This window comes from Helicobacter ganmani (assembly GCF_003364315.1).
Lineage (GTDB): Bacteria > Campylobacterota > Campylobacteria > Campylobacterales > Helicobacteraceae > Helicobacter_D > Helicobacter_D ganmani.
In genome coordinates this window covers 104,113-120,315 of sequence record NZ_NXLS01000005.1, presented here as the reverse complement: position 1 = coordinate 120,315, position 16,203 = coordinate 104,113, and the positions used below count along the sequence as shown (strand labels likewise).

Below are 16,203 nucleotides of genomic sequence, written 5' to 3'. Positions count from 1 at the left end.
ATTGAAGTAATGATTGAAACAATGGATTATGTGGATTCCAGATTCCACCTTGATTTAATGCTCGTTCCAAATTATCAACGAGATTATTATCAAACACTCCAAGCAATGGTGGAGAAAAGAAAAAATGTTCGCATACTTCCCCCTGTGTCTTTTGAGGAAATTATTCCCTTTAGCACACAATATGATATAGGATTCTATATTTTAAAACCCGCAAATTTTAATCATCTTTGCCTAATAAATTCTTTGAATTTATCCAAGCAAGACTTGCCATAGCCATAGGTCCAAGTCCAGAAATGGCAAGACTAACCAAGCAATATAATTTAGGAATCATCTCTAAAGACTTTAGTGCAAAAGAAATGGCAAAATCCCTTAATGCACTAACTAAAGAACAAATCTTACAATATAAAGAAAATGCAAACCAAACTGCTAAGATTTTAAATGCAGAAAAAGAGGGGGAGAAAGTATTAAAGATATTAGAGGAGATAACACAATGAAAATTTTAAATCAAGAGTTTGATATGACGACATTCCCAACCCATTATGTCAATCCTAATCACATTAGAATCATTCATCACGGCTATGCTTCACCGGATAGAAAGATTGAAGTAATGATTGAAACAATGGATTATGTGGATTCCAGATTCCACCTTGATTTAATGCTCGTTCCAAATTATCAACGAGATTATTATCAAACACTCCAAGCAATGGTGGAGAAAAGAAAAAATGTTCGCATACTTCCCCCTGTGTCTTTTGAGGAAATTATTCCCTTTAGCACACAATATGATATTGGAATCTTTTTGTGCCCTCCAACCACTTTTAATCTTGAAAAATGTTTGCCTAACAAATTCTTTGAATTTATCCAAGCAAGACTTGCCATAGCCATAGGTCCAAGTCCAGAAATGGCAAGACTTGTGCAAGAATACAATCTAGGAATCATTGCAAAAGACTTTAGCGCAAAAGAAATGGCAAAATCCCTTAATGCACTAACTAAAGAACAAATCTTACAATATAAAGAAAATGCAAACCAAACTGCTAAGATTTTAAATGCAGAAAAAGAGGGGGAGAAATTATTAGGAGTCTTGGAGGAAGTGTTGGGGTGAATTCTATCAAAATTGTAACGATTTTAGGGGCTAGACCGCAGTTTATTAAGGCGGGTGCATTAAGTCGCGAATTCAAAAAAGATAAAGAAATAGAAGAAGTTCTTGTGCATACGGGGCAACATTATGATAGTAAAATGAGTGAAGTTTTTTTTGAGGAATTACAGATTCCCAAGCCCCAATATCATCTTGCTTTGGGTGGTTTATCGCATGGCGCAATGACAGGGAGAATGATAGAAAAGATAGAGGAAATTTTAAATCAAGAAAAACCTCATTTTAGCCTTGTATATGGAGATACAGATTCTACATTAGCCGGAGCATTAGCAAGTGTGAAGTTGCAGATTCCCATTATCCACGTTGAAGCGGGTTTGAGAAGTTTCAATTTAGCAATGCCAGAGGAAATTAATCGTATTTTAACAGATAGAATTTCTCACTTACTTTTTACTCCAAGCTTGACTGCAACGCAGAATCTCAAGAATGAGGGTTTTTTACATTTCCCCTGTAAGATTGTTCAGAGTGGAGATATTATGCAAGATGTTGTTTTGCATTATGCCAAAATTGCGAAAAAGCCTGCCTTTGAGGTTCCACATACTTTTGCTCTTTGCACAATTCATCGCGCAGAAAATACGGATTGTCTTCATCGGTTGCAAGAAATTTTTTCGGCTCTTAGGGGAATAGCAAAGCAAATGCAAGTGATTTTGCCTTTACACCCAAGAACGCAAAAGATTCTAACGCAAAAGAATATCAGCATACAAGGTATTACAATATTAGAGCCTGTCAGTTATCTTGAAATGATTTGGCTTTTGCGCTCTTGCAAAGTAGTTTTGACTGATAGTGGAGGCTTGCAAAAAGAAGCTTATTTTTGCAAAAAGCCTTGTTTGACTTTGCGTGATGAAACAGAATGGGTAGAATTGGTAGAAAAAGGATACAACACGATTGTAGGAGCAAATCAAGAAAAAATTATTCAACATTTTTCAAAAATAGCCGATAATAGTTCAATAGAATTTTGCAAAACACTCTATGGTAATGGTAGAGCAGCAGAAATCATTATGCAAACAATAAAAGAAAGTCTGTAAAGGATTGTAAAAAGGAGAGAGAATGAAAAAATTTGGCTTAATTGGTGTGGCAGGTTATATCGCCCCTAGACATTTAAGGGCGATAAAGGACACAGAAAACACTCTTTTATGCGCTCTAGACCCAAACGATAGCGTGGGGGTTATGGATAGCTATTTTCCTAATGCGGATTTTTTTACAGAATTTGAACGCTTTGATAGGCATATAGATAAGTTGAGACGTAAAAAAGAGGGGGTGGATTTTATCTCTATTTGTTCACCAAATTATCTGCATGATAGCCATATTCGCTTTGGACTTAGAAATAATGCTAATGTAATTTGTGAAAAGCCTTTGGTATTGAATCCTTGGAATTTGGACGCATTAGAAACAATAGAGAAAGAAACCCAAAGAAAAGTTTATAATATCTTGCAGTTGCGATTACACGAAAGTATCCTTGCTTTAAAAAGAAAGATTCAACAAGCCTTGCAAAAAGAACCTAATAAGGTTTTTGATGTAGATTTAACTTATATCACTTCAAGAGGGAAATGGTATTTCATCTCGTGGAAAGGCGATATTACCAAAAGTGGTGGGGTAGCAACAAATATAGGTGTGCATTTTTTTGACATGCTTTCTTGGATTTTTGGAGAGGTGCGGGATAGTCAAGTGCATTTATTAGACGCACAGAGTGCAAGTGGAATCCTAGAGTTAAAGCATGCAAGAGTGCGGTGGTTTTTATCTGTGGATTCTACAACACTACCAAAAGAGGCATTAGAACAAAACAAACGCACTTTTAGACTAATTAGTATTAATGGGGAATCTGTAGAGTTTAGTGAAGGATTTACTGATTTACATGCACAAAGTTATTGTGATATTTTAAAGGGGGGAGGCTTTGGATTGCAAGATGCAAAGCCTTCTATCCAAATAGTGCATCAAATCCGAAATACCGAGCCTTTAGGGTTAGTGGGTGATTACCACCCCTTTTGCAAAACAATTTCAAAATAAAGGAAATAAAATGCAAAGATTTCACAAAATAGGCATTATCACCTATCAATCTCCCCATTTAAAAACAGAGCAGGTTTTAAACAGCTTCTTATTAAACGATTCTGCGGGGGGGGGGGGATTTATGCTTATATGCCCTGCCATTTGTGAGTAGGGAGGAAAGAGCAGTGCTATTCTCCCATAGACCAAAGCAAAGCGAAGCAATAAGTGCGAAAGAAATTGCAGCAAAATGGAATCTCAAATATCAAGAATGCGCTAGTGATGCAGAGATTCCAAATGAATGCGATATTTATGTAATCACAGGCTGCGGAATCCTCTCGCAAGAATGCTTAAAGGGCAAGAAAGTTCTAAACGCTCACCCCGGAATTATCCCCAATTCGCGCGGATTGGATTCGTTTAAATGGGCGATTTTAGAGGATAGACCTTTGGGCGTAACATTGCATTACATTAATAAGGAAGTAGATAGCGGCGAGATTGTCGCGGTAATGCCTACGCAAGTGTATGAAAGCGACACACTGCATACACTAGCGCGGAGGCATTATGAGAATGAAATCGCACTTATTGCTAATTTTAAATACCATTTGCAAAATCCTAGCAATCCTTATGATGAGATTCCACAAATGCAAAGCACCAAAAGAATGAAGCCCATAGAGGAAAAGGAAATGATGAATCATTTTGAAGCTTATAAACAAAAATGGCAGTGCAATGAGTGAGAAAACAAATTATTTTGCCCATCATACCGCTATAATTGATGAGAATGTCCGCATAGGAAAGGGCTGCAAGATTTGGCATTTTAGCCATATTCTAAGTGGAAGTGAAATCGGAGAGAACTGCTCCTTTGGGCAAAATTGCGTGGTGGGTCCAAAGGTTAGAATCGGAAAGGGCGTAAAAGTGCAGAATAATGTCAGCATTTATGAGGGCGTAGAATGCGAGGATAATGTGTTTTTAGGACCTTCTATGGTTTTTACAAATGTCCTAAATCCGCGCAGTTTCATCAATCGCAGAGAGGAATTTAAGAAAACTCTGCTTAAAGAGGGCTGCTCCATTGGTGCAAATGTTACGATTGTTTGTGGAATCACGATTGGGGAATACGCGTTAATCGGTGCGGGAGCAGTCATCGTGCGTGATGTGCCACCTTACGCGCTAATGGTAGGGAATCCTGCGTGTCAAATTGGCTTTGTAGATAAGGCGGGAATGCGCTTAGAGTTTGATGAATACGGAATTGCAAGAGATAGTTTTGATGGTAGTTGCTATAAATTGCGTGATTCTGTTTTGGAAGTTTTAGATAAGGAAACGAAATGATTGATTTTGCAAATTTAAAAGAATCGCATAAAGCACATAAAGAGGAGATTGAAGAAGCTGTTTTAAGAGTATGTAGAAATGCGCAGTTTATTATGGGAAGCGAAGTGGAATCCCTAGAGAAAGAGTTAGCGGAGTTTGTCGGTGGTGGCTATGCGGTGAGTTGCTCTAGCGGAAGTTCCGCGCTACTCCTTGCATTAATGGCTTTAGGAGTTAAGGCGGGTGATGAGGTGATTACCACTCCTTTTACTTTTATTGCCACTGCTGAAATGATTGCGCTTTTGGGGATTAAGCCCGTTTTTGTAGATATATCCTTAGAGGATTATAATTTGGATTGTGATTTGATTGAGCAAGAAATCACGCCTAAGACAAAGGCGATTCTAGCCGTTAGCCTCTATGGGCAACCACCGAATTTAGAAAAGTTAGAGCACATTTGCAAGGAGCGGAATCTTAAATTAATCCTTGATGGCGCACAGAGCTTTGGCGCAGAGTTTTTAGGTCGCAAGGATTCCACATTTGGCGCGATTGCTACAACAAGCTTTTTCCCTGCGAAACCTTTGGGCTGCTATGGAGATGGAGGAGCGGTTTTTACTCAAGAGGAGAGTTTAGCAAAGAAAATTGCAAGCTTGAGATTGCACGGGGAGAAGTCAAGATATGTGCATCAATTTGTTGGAATTGGCGGGAGATTAGACGCATTACAAGCTGCAGTTTTAAGGATTAAACTAAAGTATTTTGCGCAGGATATTGCAGCAAGAAACAAGGTAGCTAAACTTTACAATCATTACTTAAGTAGCGCAAATGTCGTGATTCCTAGAGTTTTGGAGGGGCGAAGTAGTGTGTTTGCGCAATACACTTTGCGCGTGAAAAATCGCGAAAAAATACAAGAGAAGCTAAAAGATAGCGGAATCCCAAGTGCGATTCATTATCCTTTGGGCTTACATTTGCAAGAATGTTTTGCGCCTTTAGGCTACAAAAAAGGCGATTTTCCTAATACGGAATTAGCAAGTGAGGAAGTTTTAAGCCTGCCAATGAATCCTTATTTGCAGGAATCTGAAATCAAAGAGATTGCGCAAGTGGTGCAAAAAGTAATGGAATCCTAAACTAATGTGTAGTATTTGCGGAGGGAATTATGCGCTAGAGGTGGTGCAAAAGGCATCTGAAACTATGCTCCATAGGGGATTAGACGCGAAAGGGAGCTTTAGTGATGAGAATTTTTCCTTTGCACATAATCGCCTAAGCATTATTGACTTGCAATGTGAGGCGAATCAGCCCTTTACTTCGCCCTATTGTCCGCATTTTTTGCTTGTGTTTAATGGAGAGATTTATAATTATTTGGAACTAAGAGCAGAGCTAGAAAGTCTAGGAATCCCCTTTTTTACGACAAGTGATACAGAGGTTTTACTACATTCTTACGCAGTTTGGGGGGAGAAATGTTTGCAAAAATTCAATGGAGATTTTGCCTTTTGCATTTATGATAAGCGGGATTCCTCGCTTTTTTTGGCGCGAGATAGATTGGGTAATAAGCCCTTGTTCTACTCTTTTAGGGGGGATAAATTCTTTTTTGCCTCCGAGATTAAGGCGTTTTTGGCTGTGGAATCTTTTAGTTTTGATTTAGATGAGGTCGCAAAGTGGCTGCTCTTTAGTAATGGGGATTCCAAAAAGAGTATTTATCAAGGAATCTTAAATTTTCCTCCAGCGCATTTTGCACACTTGAAGCTAGGTGATAGCAGTTTAAGATTCCAAAAATATTGGGATTTTGAGCCGAATTTTGAGGCGATTAAAAGCGTTCCAAGTGATGAAAAGACTCTACAAAACGCGCTAGAGGAGTTGGAATCTTTGCTTTTTGATGCGACAAAGATTCGTTTGCGCTCTGATGTTCCGCTTGCTCTTTGCGTTTCAGGCGGGGTGGATAGCTCCATCTTGGCGCATTTTATTGCACGAGAAAAGATAGATTGTCGCTATTTTGGGCTGAACTTTAAGGACAATACGCAAGGTGATGAGAGTGCGCATATCAAGCGACTTGCAGAGGATTTAAAGATTCCAATCCATTTTGTTTCTCCGAGTTTGGATTCTATTGCAGAGGAATTGCAAAGTTTGTGCTATACGCAAGATGAGATTTTTCGCAGTTTTTCAATCTATTCGCAATATTTGCTTTTTAAATCTATTGCTCCTTATTGTAAGGTCGTCTTAGATGGGCAGGGGGCTGATGAACTTTTTGGTGGGTATTATCATTATGTGGGACGCTATATTTTTAGCGATTTTAGCGAGTTTGAGAATCGCATTCAACTCTATGGAAATGCTGCATTTAGGGAATACAACTTCGGGCTTAAATGTGCGTTGAATACAAATTTAAAGTTAAAATTATTTGCAGAGGATAATGCAAAGGACATAGAGAAAATGCGAGATTTTGGGCTTCCGATTCCGACTTTGGAAAACCTTTTGGAGAGATTTTTGCCCGATTTTTCTCAAGGGCTTTGGCTAGATACGATTAGCTTTAATCTCCCCAATCTCCTGCGCTATGAAGATAGAAATGCGATGGCATTTGGGATTGAAAATCGCACGCCTTTTACAGATTTTCGTGTGGTGGAATTTGCCTTTAGGATTTCGGAATCTTTTAAAATATCCAAGGGATATAGCAAATTTATTTTGCGTTTGCTTTTAGAGAAATTGGGAAGTAAGGAGTTGGCTTGGCGGAGAGACAAAATAGGGTTTAGTGCGCCCGAATTTTGCTTAATGCAAACTTTAGGATATAATGCAAGCTCTCTTTTTGATATTCGTTTGGTAATTTTTGAGACTTTAAAGGGTAGATTATGATTTGGATTGATGTCGCAACCCCCAAATATGCAATGTTTTTTAGCGTGATGATTAAAGAATTACAAAAAAGAGGGCATAAAGTGTTTGTAACTACGCGCTACGCGCCTCATTATACAGAGGCTAAGGAGATTTTAGAACTACACAAGATTCCACATACCGTGCTTGGAGAATATGGCGGGGCAACTTTGCTAGAAAAGTTTCAAGCAAGAATATTCCGACAAAAAGAGATTTTGGATTTATTTAAAGTGCAGGGCGTTCCTAGATTACTAATCTGTGGTGCAGTGGTAGATAGCGTGCAAGTAGCGTATGGAATCGGGATTCCGGTGGTGAATATTTATGATACACCTGCATTTACAAAACCCGGCGATGAAGAATGCCCGCGTGAATTAACTGCAGTTGCAAGGCTTACTTTGCCTTTTTCTAAGCTTTTTTTCTATCCATTTATTTTTCCAAAAGAGCTTATGTTACGTTTCGCACTAGATGAATCCCAAATCGTGCCTTATCCTTTTATTGATGTAGCTTTGTGGATAAATGCGATTCAAAAGGAATCTAAAAATGACTTTAGAATCCGCTATGGGCTAGACACGACAAAACCCACGATTCTTGTGCGTGAAGAGGAATACAAAGCCCATTATGTTAAAGAGCAAATCCCTGTGATTTATCAAGTGATTCCTTTGCTTAAAAAAGCAATCAATGCGAATATTGTGATTATGCCAAGATATGAAAAAGACAGGTTAAAAAGGGATTTTGGAGGAATCGCGACCATTTTGGAGGAAAAGCTAAAGCCAGAGGAATTTTATCCTTTCATTGATTTATTTATCGGTGGAGGAGGAACGATGAATCTTGAGGCGGTTTGCTATGGGATTCCAACTATCTCTACACGTTCTCTTTGGCTGATTCACGACCAATATTTGATTAAACACAAACTAATGTTTTGGAGTCAAGATTGTGAGGAAATTTTAAAAATTGCTCAAGAAATGTTAGGTAAAAAAATAGAATCGCAAAGTTACTTTGTGCAAGGAGAATGCAATTTTAACGCAATCCTTGATACAATAGAATGTAGAATCTTAAAGGAGAAAAAATGTTAGGTGTAGCTTTACTTGGTTGTGGGAGAATCGCAGTGCGCCACGCGCAACTTTTAAGCAGCAGCGAAATTGCAGGAGCTAAGCTTGTAGCCGTGTGTGATATTGATAAAGTCCGCGCGGAAGCTTTTGGGATAAAATACAATGTGCCTTATTTTACAGATTTAGATTCTATGATGAAAGAGTGTGGCGATAAAATTGATGTAGTCTCTATTCTCACACCAAGTGGCAAACACGCGCAAAATACCCTAGAGGTCGCACCTTATCAAAAACATATTATCGTAGAAAAGCCTATGGCTTTGACTTTGGAGGACGCTGATAAAATGATAGAATCTTGCGATAAATTTGGGATTCGTCTTTTTGTTGTGAAGCAGAATCGCTACAATTTACCCGTGCAAAAATTACGTGAGGCATTGGAATCTGGGCGGTTTGGTAAAATCGTAATGGGCAGTGTGCGGGTGCGTTGGTGTCGGGATAATGCGTATTATAAGCAAGATTCGTGGCGTGGCACTTGGGCGCAAGATGGAGGAGTATTTACCAATCAGGCGAGTCATCATATTGATTTGCTGGAATGGATGCTAGGTGATGTGGAAAGTGTGTTTGCAAAAAGTCGCATCGCATTAAGCGACATAGAGACAGAGGATACAGGGGTTGCGGTGTTGAAGTTTAAGAATGGGGCTTTGGGTGTGATTGAGGCGACGACTGCTACGCGTCCAAAAGATTTGGAGGGTAGTCTTTCTATACTCGGAGAGCTTGGAAGCGTAGAGATTGGTGGATTTGCTGTCAATGAAATCAAGCATTGGAATTTTACAAACGCAATGGAATCAGACAAGGAAGTAATGGAAAAATATTCCGTCAATCCCCCAAATGTCTATGGATTTGGGCATAAGGAGTATTATTTGCATGTAGTAGATTCTATCTTAAATGGCACAAAGGCTTTGGTTGATGGACTAGAGGGACGTAAAAGCTTAGAACTCATTATCGCAATGTATGAATCCGTAGAGACAGGCAAGGAAGTGTTTTTGAGATTCCACCCAGAGAAATGTAGATTAGGACATAAGGAATGAAAAAAATCGTGTTTTTAGGCGCAAAAGAAATTGGCAAACAATGTTTGCAAGAATTGTTTGCTAGGCAAGACACGTTAGATTTTGCGCTTGTCGCAGTGGGGACATCTCCTAGAGGACAAGCGGTAAAGGAGTTTTGCATACAACATAAAATCCCACTCCTTACAGATTTAAACGGGCTTTTTGAGCTAGATTTTGATATACTTTTTTCTGTGCAGTATCACCAAATCTTAAAACCACAGCATATTTTTTGCGCTAAAGAGATTGCTTTAAATCTCCACCTAGCACCTTTGCCAGAATATAGAGGGTGCAATCAATTTTCTTTTGCTATTTTAAATGAAGATAAAGAGTTTGGTGTAACAATACATCAAATGGACGAAGGGATTGATAATGGTGCGATTGCTTTTCAAAAGAGGTTTAAAATCCCTAAAAACTGCTTCGTAGAGGAGCTAGTAGAGTTGGCAAATACTTATGGAGTAGAGCTATTTTCTGAAAATTTAGAAAAAATGATTAAAGGAGATTATCGGCTAATCCCTCAAGATTCCATTTTCTCGCCTCGTAGAGAGTTTCATAAAAGAATAGAAATAGAAAGATTAAAGCACATCAGGCTAGAATCTTGTGGGGGGGGGGGCTTTAATTGAAAAAATCATTCGTGCCACTGCAATGCCCGGATTTGAACCGCCCTATTGTTTCATCGGGGGCAGGAAATTTTACTTTATACGAGAGCAAAATAAGGGAGGTGAAAATGGGGGCTGATGTCAAGATTGTAGAGCCTTGTAATCTCTATGAATGTGAGCTTGGAGATGAGGTGTTTGTGGGTCCTTTTGTAGAGATTCAAAGAGGGGTGAAAGTGGGTGCAAAGAGTAGAATCCAAAGCCATAGTTTTATTTGCTCACTTGTGGATATAGGAGAGAATTGCTTCATAGGACACGGAGTAATGTTTGTCAATGATTTATTTAAAGAGGGCAAGCCAGCAGGTGGGGATTCTACAAAATATAAAGAAACAAAAATTGGGAATTGTGTAAGCATAGGCTCAAATGCTACGATTCTACCTGTGGAGATTTGCGATGATGTCGTGATTGGCGCAGGAAGCGTGGTTACAAAAAATATTGTTAAAAGCGGAATCTATGCAGGGAATCCCGCGCAATTAATTCGGGAATTATAAAAGGAAAAAAAGATGGGATTTGAAGAGATTACAAGCAAAATAGAATCGTATCGTGAGCATCTAAAGCAAAAGACAACTTTGATAGAAGTCATAGATTATGGCGCAGGGAAGCCAGAGGAAAAGCGCACAAAGGAACAAATGGAAGCAGGCGTTTGCGTTGAAGTTCCACTTTGTGAATTGGCAAAGATTGGTGTCAAACGCGAAAAAGCGGAAGTAATTTTTGAGATTTTTAAGAGTTTATTGCCGCAAAAAATCTTAGAGCTTGGCACTTGTTTGGGATTCTCTAGCTCTTATATGGCTTCATTCGCGCCAAATGCTCAAATTTGGAGCATTGAGGGAAGCCCAAATGTCGCACAAATTGCTAAAGAAAATCATCAGCATTTTGCTTTAAAAAATATTGAAGTGTTGGTTGGACGCTTTGATTTGATGCTGCCAAATCTCTTAGAAAAAATCAAGCCCATTGACTTTGCTTTCATTGATGGACACCATAATAAAGAAGCCACAATAGCCTATTACAAGCAAATTTTGCCTTTTGTGGTGGGGGGGGGTATTATGTTATTTGATGATATTGCTTGGAGTAGCGGAATGCAAGAGGCTTGGAGGGAGATTTTGGAATCCCATTGCTACACAAAAGCGCAAGAGTTTGGAGAGACTTGGAAGATGGGGGCATTATGGCTATAAAATTTTTAGACTTAAAAAAACAATATTTGGACATAAAAGGCGAAATAGAAACTGCAATTTCAAATGTAGTGGAGAGTAGCGCATTTGTGGGTGGCAGTGAGGTGAGTGCATTTGGGGAGGAGTTTTCGGAGTTTTTAGGCGGAAGTGTGCGCACTCTAGGCGTGGCAAATGGCACGGACGCACTTGAAATTGCGATAGAATCTCTTGCCTTGCCCAAAGATTCGGTGGTTTTAGTGCCTGCAAATACTTTTGCGGCGAGTGCAGAAGCGGTTGTGCGCAATGGCTTAAGAGTGCAATTTGTGGATTGTGGAGCGGATTATACAATGGATTTAGCGGATTTGGAATCCAAAATCACAGAGCAGACAAGTGCGATTCTAGCAGTGCATTTGTATGGGCAGAGTGCAAGGATTGAGGAGATTTTGGAGATTGCAAAAGAAAAGAATCTCCGCGTAATTGAGGATTGCGCTCAAGCACACGAAGCAAAGTTTAAAGGGCAGTGTGTGGGGACTTTTGGCGATATTGCTACTTTTAGTTTTTATCCGGGCAAGAATCTAGGGGCTTATGGAGATGGTGGAGCGATTGTAAGTCGTGATTCTGTGCTTTTGCGAAAATGTGAGGAGATTGCTCATCACGGAGGATTGAAAAAATACGAACATAGAATCGTAGGGAGAAATTCGCGACTTGATAATCTACAAGCAGCGATTTTGCGCGTGAAATTGCGACACTTAGCAGCTTGGAATACTAGACGCAGGAAGGTAGCGAAGCTCTATTTTGAGGGGTTTAAGGATTGCGATTCCATAATCTTACCAGAGGTTAAGGATTCTTGTTTTTGTGTGTGGCATTTGTTTGTGATTCGGATTAAGAATCGCGACGCAGTGATGACATATTTGAAGCAAAAGGGGATTGAATATGGATTGCATTACCCGATTGCTTTGCCAAATTGCCCTGCCTTTAGCCATCAATCCTATGTTGTGGAATCCTCCACACCCAATGCTTCTGCGTGGCAAGAGGAGATTCTATCTTTGCCAATGGGGGAACATTTGATTGATGAGGAAGTGAAAGAAGTGATTGAAGCAGTCAAGGACGCAGTATGTGGGTAAAAAATGGCAAAGGGCTTGTGTTGTGGCTGTGCGGCTTGGCAGGGAGTGGGAAAAGCACGATTGGCAAGGCATTGTATGAGAGGATTAAGCAAGAGATTCCCAATATTGTGTATTTAGATGGCGATGAGTTGCGTGATTTACTTGGGCATTACGCTTACGATAAACAAGGTCGGATTGAAGTTGCACTCAAGCGTTCAGCTTTTGCGCATTTTCTAAGCTCGCAAGGTTTAGTGGTAGTGGTAACTACGATTTCGCTTTTTGATGAAGTGTATGCTTATAACCGCAAGACTTTGCAAAATTATTTAGAAATTTATATAGAATGTTCTATGGAGGAGCTGCAAAGGCGCGACCAAAAGGAACTTTATAGCGGTGCGCTTAAAGGAGAGATTCAAGATGTCGTGGGGGTGGATATTCCATTTGTTAAGCCAAATGCGGATATAATCCTACCCAATGATACGACGAATAACTTAGAACAAAAGGTGCAGAGTATCTTAACTCAAATCAAAGGAAAGGGAAGCAAATGAAACAAGGTGATTTTACACAAGTGGCGAAGCATTATCATAATCGTCCGGCATATAGCCCGATGTTGTTAGAAAAGCTGATTGCTTGTATCAATGATGAGCAAAAAAATCTCAAAGATTTGCAAATCGTAGAAGTGGGCGCAGGGACAGGCAAGCTTACCAAAATGCTAAGTGAGTTTGGAATGCAAGTCTTAGCCGTAGAGCCAAATGATGAGATGAGAGAAGAGGGCATCGCCTATACCAAAGACACAAATATCAAATGGCAAAAAGGAAGTGGCGAGGAAACAGGCGTGCAAAGTGGAATTGCCGATTGGGTGATTATGGCGAGTAGCTTCCATTGGACTGACCCTAAGAAATCTTTGCCCGAGTTTGCGAGAATCTTAAAAAATTCTGCGGCTCAAAATAGCTCTGCCCATACTTCTACCCACAATACTTCTGCGGGGGGGGGGGGGGTATTTCACTGCTATATGGAATCCTAGAAATATCCTAGAGGGTTCAGTATTCTATGAAATTGAACAAGAGATTAAGAATATTGTTCCAGAGCTTGCTAGAGTGAGCAGCGGGACACAAAATGTCAAAAAATGGGAGGAAATCCTCATCTCCACAGGGGATTTCACAGACTGCTTTTTTATGGAGTGCGACTACATAGAGATAATGGACAAAGCGCGTTATCTTGGAGCGTGGCATTCTGTAAATGATATACAAGCCCAAGCAGGGGAGCAAAGATGGAAAAAGATTTTGGAAATGATAGAATCCAAAATCTCGCATTTACAAACTTTAGAGATTCCTTATAAAATTCGTGCTTGGACGGCTAGAAAGTCCAGCAAAGGAGGCTCTAGGGCGTAATTCTCTATTCTTTTTCTTTTGCATTGGGCAACATAATAAGGAAACAACAATGCAAAAGAATAAGACAAGAATAGTAGAACAAGTTTGGGATTACACCAAACACGCGAAATATTACAGCTACCGCCCGAATTACGCACCCAAAACGATTGATATGCTTATCACTTTGGCTAGCGGAGAAAAAGCGGGCAATTTGAAAGTCGCAGATATTGGTGCAGGGACAGGAAATTTAAGCATTATGCTTTTAGAGAGAGGTTGTGAAGTGGTGAGTGTAGAGCCAAATGACGCAATGCGTGAAATCGGCATTGAGCGCACAAAAGGCGCAAAAATTGAATGGGTAAGGGCTACGGGCGTGGATTCTACGTTACAAAGCGGGAGTTTTGATTGGGTAACCTTTGGCAGTAGCTTTAATGTAATGGATAGGACAGAGGCGTTAAAAGAAGCCCATAGACTGCTTAAAGGCAATGGATACTTTTCGTGTATGTGGAATCATAGAGACTTAAACGACCCCATTCAGCAAAAGGCAGAAAATGCGATTCTCTCCATCGTGCCAAACTACACAAGAGGTGTGAGACGCGAAGACCAACGCCCAATTATTGAAGCACACAAAGAGCTTTTTGATAATATTATTTACATTGAAGAGGATTTTTACTTTCACCAAAGTTTGGAAAACTATATTTTAGCGTGGCAGAGTGTGAAAAATCCTTATTGGGATTTAGAGACCAAAGAAGGGCAAGAGATTTTTGATAAAATCACTGCAAAAATGCGAGAAGTTCTCCCTCAAGAATTTGACATCAAATACACTACACGTTGCTGGAGTGCAAGAAAAGTAGGGTAAAATTAAGGAAGTAAAATGGGTAAAAGCAAAACATTTGAGATATTAAAGCAAGGTGGCGTTTGGGGTGCTTTGGAACATATCATAGATAAAAAAGCGCATAAAGGTGGAATCTATGCTTTACTCCAACGGCTTATGATGGCTCAAATTTTGCGCAAGTTAGATTCTGCTCATTCTAATGAGATGATTTTGTTTTGTAAAAAACATCATATTTATACCACAAACCCGACTTTTTTAAAGTATTTTGCCAAAGAGTATGATAATATCAAACTATGGCTTGCCTCTCAATCATTTCTAGAAAAATATGCTAATCACCCCTATCCCCCTTTGCTTAATCCTAACACTTTAGATTATGAGCAAATCTCGCCTCAAATCGCTTGGGAATTAAATATTCCTTTGCCGCCTTATTATAAATTTATATATTTTGGTAGCCACGCTAGCGGGAATAGGGGATTAAATCATTTCGTTTTAAATTGTGGGGGAATGGATTACATTCGTTATCCTTCTTCTTCAAAAATAATCTATGAAAAGTATTGGGAGCAGATTCTCTCTTACCATTATACTATGCCCCCCCCCCACTTTGGCTATTTGTCTATCCGAGAATATATGAAAGATAAAGATAGCAATAAACTTTATGCTTTAATCCCCCAAACCAAAGCCCTCAATCTCATTAGAGACCCTATAAGCATTTTAAAAAGCGGAATAAACTTTAGGAGAAAGCGACTGCAAATGGCACAAGAGGAGAATCTAAGCTTTGCATTAAGCCCGGATTTCATCTGTGAAAACCTTATAGGCTATAATGGATATGATGCACATAATGATGAATCTACCTTTGGCAAAGAAGATGCGCCTTGTTTTGGGACGATTAGAGGTTCTTTGAAATATAATTTCACAGATTTCCACGACACAGACTTAAGAAAAGCTCTTATTAACATTGCAGACGAAGATATTATATGTATTGATATGTCTGAAATTGTAGGTAAGAGAGCCTTTGAAACAATGAATACTTTAGCAAAAGCATTTTCTTTTCCTGCCCCAAAACCTAGTGATAAGGAGAAATTTGAAGTCAATGTATCCTATTATGAGGGGTTATTGCCTCTTGTTTTTAGGGTTCAAATGGAGCAAAAGAGCATAGCATTGCATTTGATAGATAAGATTTTTGCGCTTGATGAGAGGATTTATGTCAAAGTGCCCGTAGATGAGGTGGATATTTGGCAGCATAAAAATACTTTTGAGCATTATCAAGACATCACACAATTTCTTTTTAATCAAGATAATTTTTATGAGCGTATTATTGTGTGTATTGAGAAAAAAGACTTTGAGATTCTAAAACAAGACACAAAAACTTGTGAGCAAATCAAAGAATATCTCCTCGCATTTATTCCACGCCTAGAGGAACAAAGAAAAATTGAAGAATCTAAAAAGCTAAGTGAAGAGCAGATTTTGCAGTATTTACACACTCATAAAGAACTTGCTTTACAGGCTAAAGCAGTCTTTGAAAAACATCTCACATTTCTAGCTTCTGTGCGTCCCGACATAATAGAATCTTGGAAGTATTATCAGGAGTTTTTAGCAATGTGCGAGGAGATGAGCTAAATGCTATTCTAGGTGCATTTCTAGCTTCTTTTGCAAATCCTTTGTATTAGCCCTC

At 39.2% G+C, this 16,203-nt stretch carries 18 protein-coding genes and 2 pseudogenes; all 20 read left to right on the top strand.

Going from position 1 to position 16,203, the window contains the following annotated elements:
- A pseudogene (locus CQA43_RS09505) lies at nt 1–273 on the top strand (hypothetical protein); the annotation flags it as partial.
- A 20-nt stretch (nt 274–293) separates the two neighbouring features.
- Entirely contained in the window at nt 294–494 is a 201-nt protein-coding gene (locus CQA43_RS06180; protein WP_115551742.1) for a hypothetical protein, read from the top strand.
- Nucleotides 491–1,099 carry a glycosyltransferase family protein gene (locus CQA43_RS06175; RefSeq protein ID WP_115551741.1) on the top strand — a complete coding sequence of 203 codons (609 nt, stop codon included), beginning with the start codon at nt 491–493 and terminating at the stop codon, nt 1,097–1,099. The genes CQA43_RS06180 and CQA43_RS06175 overlap by 4 nt, the downstream gene beginning before the upstream one ends.
- Nucleotides 1,096–2,172, top strand: a complete 1,077-nt coding sequence (gene wecB / locus CQA43_RS06170) for a non-hydrolyzing UDP-N-acetylglucosamine 2-epimerase (protein WP_245944243.1) — start codon at nt 1,096–1,098, stop codon at nt 2,170–2,172. The genes CQA43_RS06175 and wecB overlap by 4 nt, the downstream gene beginning before the upstream one ends.
- 22 nt (nt 2,173–2,194) lie before the next feature.
- The gene (locus tag CQA43_RS06165) at nt 2,195–3,151 is read left to right on the top strand and encodes a Gfo/Idh/MocA family protein (RefSeq protein ID WP_115551740.1); all 957 of its coding nucleotides are present in this window, start codon (nt 2,195–2,197) and stop codon (nt 3,149–3,151) included.
- A gap of 10 nt (nt 3,152–3,161) precedes the next feature.
- Complete coding sequence (locus CQA43_RS09500) at nt 3,162–3,302, top strand: hypothetical protein (RefSeq protein ID WP_181881645.1); 141 nt, start codon at nt 3,162–3,164, stop codon at nt 3,300–3,302.
- Nucleotides 3,303–3,315: 13 nt separating this feature from the next.
- Nucleotides 3,316–3,861: a formyltransferase family protein gene (locus CQA43_RS06160; RefSeq protein ID WP_181881644.1), complete on the top strand. Its 546-nt coding sequence runs from the start codon at nt 3,316–3,318 to the stop codon at nt 3,859–3,861.
- On the top strand, nt 3,854–4,450 hold the full coding sequence (locus CQA43_RS06155; RefSeq protein WP_115551738.1) for an acyltransferase: 597 nt from the start codon (nt 3,854–3,856) through the stop codon (nt 4,448–4,450). Before CQA43_RS06160 ends, CQA43_RS06155 begins: the two co-directional genes overlap by 8 nt.
- Nucleotides 4,447–5,547 (top strand): DegT/DnrJ/EryC1/StrS family aminotransferase, encoded by a 1,101-nt coding sequence (locus CQA43_RS06150; RefSeq protein WP_115551737.1) that lies wholly within the window; start codon nt 4,447–4,449, stop codon nt 5,545–5,547. The genes CQA43_RS06155 and CQA43_RS06150 overlap by 4 nt, the downstream gene beginning before the upstream one ends.
- Before the next feature lie 4 nt (nt 5,548–5,551).
- The gene (asnB, locus tag CQA43_RS06145; protein ID WP_115551736.1) at nt 5,552–7,261 is read left to right on the top strand and encodes an asparagine synthase (glutamine-hydrolyzing); all 1,710 of its coding nucleotides are present in this window, start codon (nt 5,552–5,554) and stop codon (nt 7,259–7,261) included.
- Entirely contained in the window at nt 7,258–8,349 is a 1,092-nt protein-coding gene (locus CQA43_RS06140) for a DUF354 domain-containing protein (protein ID WP_115551735.1), read from the top strand. Before asnB ends, CQA43_RS06140 begins: the two co-directional genes overlap by 4 nt.
- Nucleotides 8,343–9,410, top strand: a complete 1,068-nt coding sequence (locus tag CQA43_RS06135; protein ID WP_115551734.1) for a Gfo/Idh/MocA family protein — start codon at nt 8,343–8,345, stop codon at nt 9,408–9,410. The genes CQA43_RS06140 and CQA43_RS06135 overlap by 7 nt, the downstream gene beginning before the upstream one ends.
- Nucleotides 9,407–10,048, top strand: coding sequence for a formyltransferase family protein (locus CQA43_RS06130; RefSeq protein ID WP_245944242.1), 642 nt, complete (start codon nt 9,407–9,409; stop codon nt 10,046–10,048). The genes CQA43_RS06135 and CQA43_RS06130 overlap by 4 nt, the downstream gene beginning before the upstream one ends.
- Before the next feature lie 104 nt (nt 10,049–10,152).
- A complete protein-coding gene (locus CQA43_RS06125; RefSeq protein ID WP_115551733.1) occupies nt 10,153–10,572 on the top strand; it encodes an acyltransferase in 420 nt (139 codons plus the stop codon).
- Nucleotides 10,573–10,584: 12 nt separating this feature from the next.
- Entirely contained in the window at nt 10,585–11,253 is a 669-nt protein-coding gene (locus CQA43_RS06120) for an O-methyltransferase (protein WP_115551732.1), read from the top strand.
- Nucleotides 11,244–12,353 carry a DegT/DnrJ/EryC1/StrS family aminotransferase gene (locus CQA43_RS06115; RefSeq protein ID WP_115551731.1) on the top strand — a complete coding sequence of 370 codons (1,110 nt, stop codon included), beginning with the start codon at nt 11,244–11,246 and terminating at the stop codon, nt 12,351–12,353. The genes CQA43_RS06120 and CQA43_RS06115 overlap by 10 nt, the downstream gene beginning before the upstream one ends.
- Nucleotides 12,344–12,877, top strand: a complete 534-nt coding sequence (locus tag CQA43_RS06110; protein WP_115551730.1) for an adenylyl-sulfate kinase — start codon at nt 12,344–12,346, stop codon at nt 12,875–12,877. Before CQA43_RS06115 ends, CQA43_RS06110 begins: the two co-directional genes overlap by 10 nt.
- Nucleotides 12,874–13,720 (top strand): annotated as a pseudogene (locus tag CQA43_RS06105) (class I SAM-dependent methyltransferase). The gene CQA43_RS06110 and the pseudogene CQA43_RS06105 overlap by 4 nt, the downstream one beginning before the upstream one ends.
- 49 nt (nt 13,721–13,769) lie before the next feature.
- Entirely contained in the window at nt 13,770–14,555 is a 786-nt protein-coding gene (locus tag CQA43_RS06100; RefSeq protein ID WP_115551729.1) for a class I SAM-dependent methyltransferase, read from the top strand.
- A gap of 15 nt (nt 14,556–14,570) precedes the next feature.
- Nucleotides 14,571–16,148 carry a DUF2972 domain-containing protein gene (locus CQA43_RS06095; RefSeq protein ID WP_115551728.1) on the top strand — a complete coding sequence of 526 codons (1,578 nt, stop codon included), beginning with the start codon at nt 14,571–14,573 and terminating at the stop codon, nt 16,146–16,148.
- Nucleotides 16,149–16,203 lie beyond the last annotated feature (55 nt).

Bases quoted from the DNA above. Each gene is read 5' to 3' on its own strand.
- CQA43_RS06180 (WP_115551742.1), top strand. From the start codon at position 294: ATGGCAAGACTAACCAAGCAATATAATTTAGGAATCATCTCTAAAGAC.
- CQA43_RS06175 (WP_115551741.1), top strand. From the start codon at position 491: ATGAAAATTTTAAATCAAGAGTTTGATATGACGACATTCCCAACCCAT.
- CQA43_RS06165 (WP_115551740.1), top strand. From the start codon at position 2,195: ATGAAAAAATTTGGCTTAATTGGTGTGGCAGGTTATATCGCCCCTAGA.
- CQA43_RS09500 (WP_181881645.1), top strand. From the start codon at position 3,162: ATGCAAAGATTTCACAAAATAGGCATTATCACCTATCAATCTCCCCAT.
- CQA43_RS06155 (WP_115551738.1), top strand. From the start codon at position 3,854: ATGAGTGAGAAAACAAATTATTTTGCCCATCATACCGCTATAATTGAT.
- CQA43_RS06150 (WP_115551737.1), top strand. From the start codon at position 4,447: ATGATTGATTTTGCAAATTTAAAAGAATCGCATAAAGCACATAAAGAG.
- asnB (WP_115551736.1), top strand. From the start codon at position 5,552: ATGTGTAGTATTTGCGGAGGGAATTATGCGCTAGAGGTGGTGCAAAAG.
- CQA43_RS06140 (WP_115551735.1), top strand. From the start codon at position 7,258: ATGATTTGGATTGATGTCGCAACCCCCAAATATGCAATGTTTTTTAGC.
- CQA43_RS06135 (WP_115551734.1), top strand. From the start codon at position 8,343: ATGTTAGGTGTAGCTTTACTTGGTTGTGGGAGAATCGCAGTGCGCCAC.
- CQA43_RS06130 (WP_245944242.1), top strand. From the start codon at position 9,407: ATGAAAAAAATCGTGTTTTTAGGCGCAAAAGAAATTGGCAAACAATGT.
- CQA43_RS06125 (WP_115551733.1), top strand. From the start codon at position 10,153: ATGGGGGCTGATGTCAAGATTGTAGAGCCTTGTAATCTCTATGAATGT.
- CQA43_RS06120 (WP_115551732.1), top strand. From the start codon at position 10,585: ATGGGATTTGAAGAGATTACAAGCAAAATAGAATCGTATCGTGAGCAT.
- CQA43_RS06115 (WP_115551731.1), top strand. From the start codon at position 11,244: ATGGCTATAAAATTTTTAGACTTAAAAAAACAATATTTGGACATAAAA.
- CQA43_RS06110 (WP_115551730.1), top strand. From the start codon at position 12,344: ATGTGGGTAAAAAATGGCAAAGGGCTTGTGTTGTGGCTGTGCGGCTTG.
- CQA43_RS06100 (WP_115551729.1), top strand. From the start codon at position 13,770: ATGCAAAAGAATAAGACAAGAATAGTAGAACAAGTTTGGGATTACACC.
- CQA43_RS06095 (WP_115551728.1), top strand. From the start codon at position 14,571: ATGGGTAAAAGCAAAACATTTGAGATATTAAAGCAAGGTGGCGTTTGG.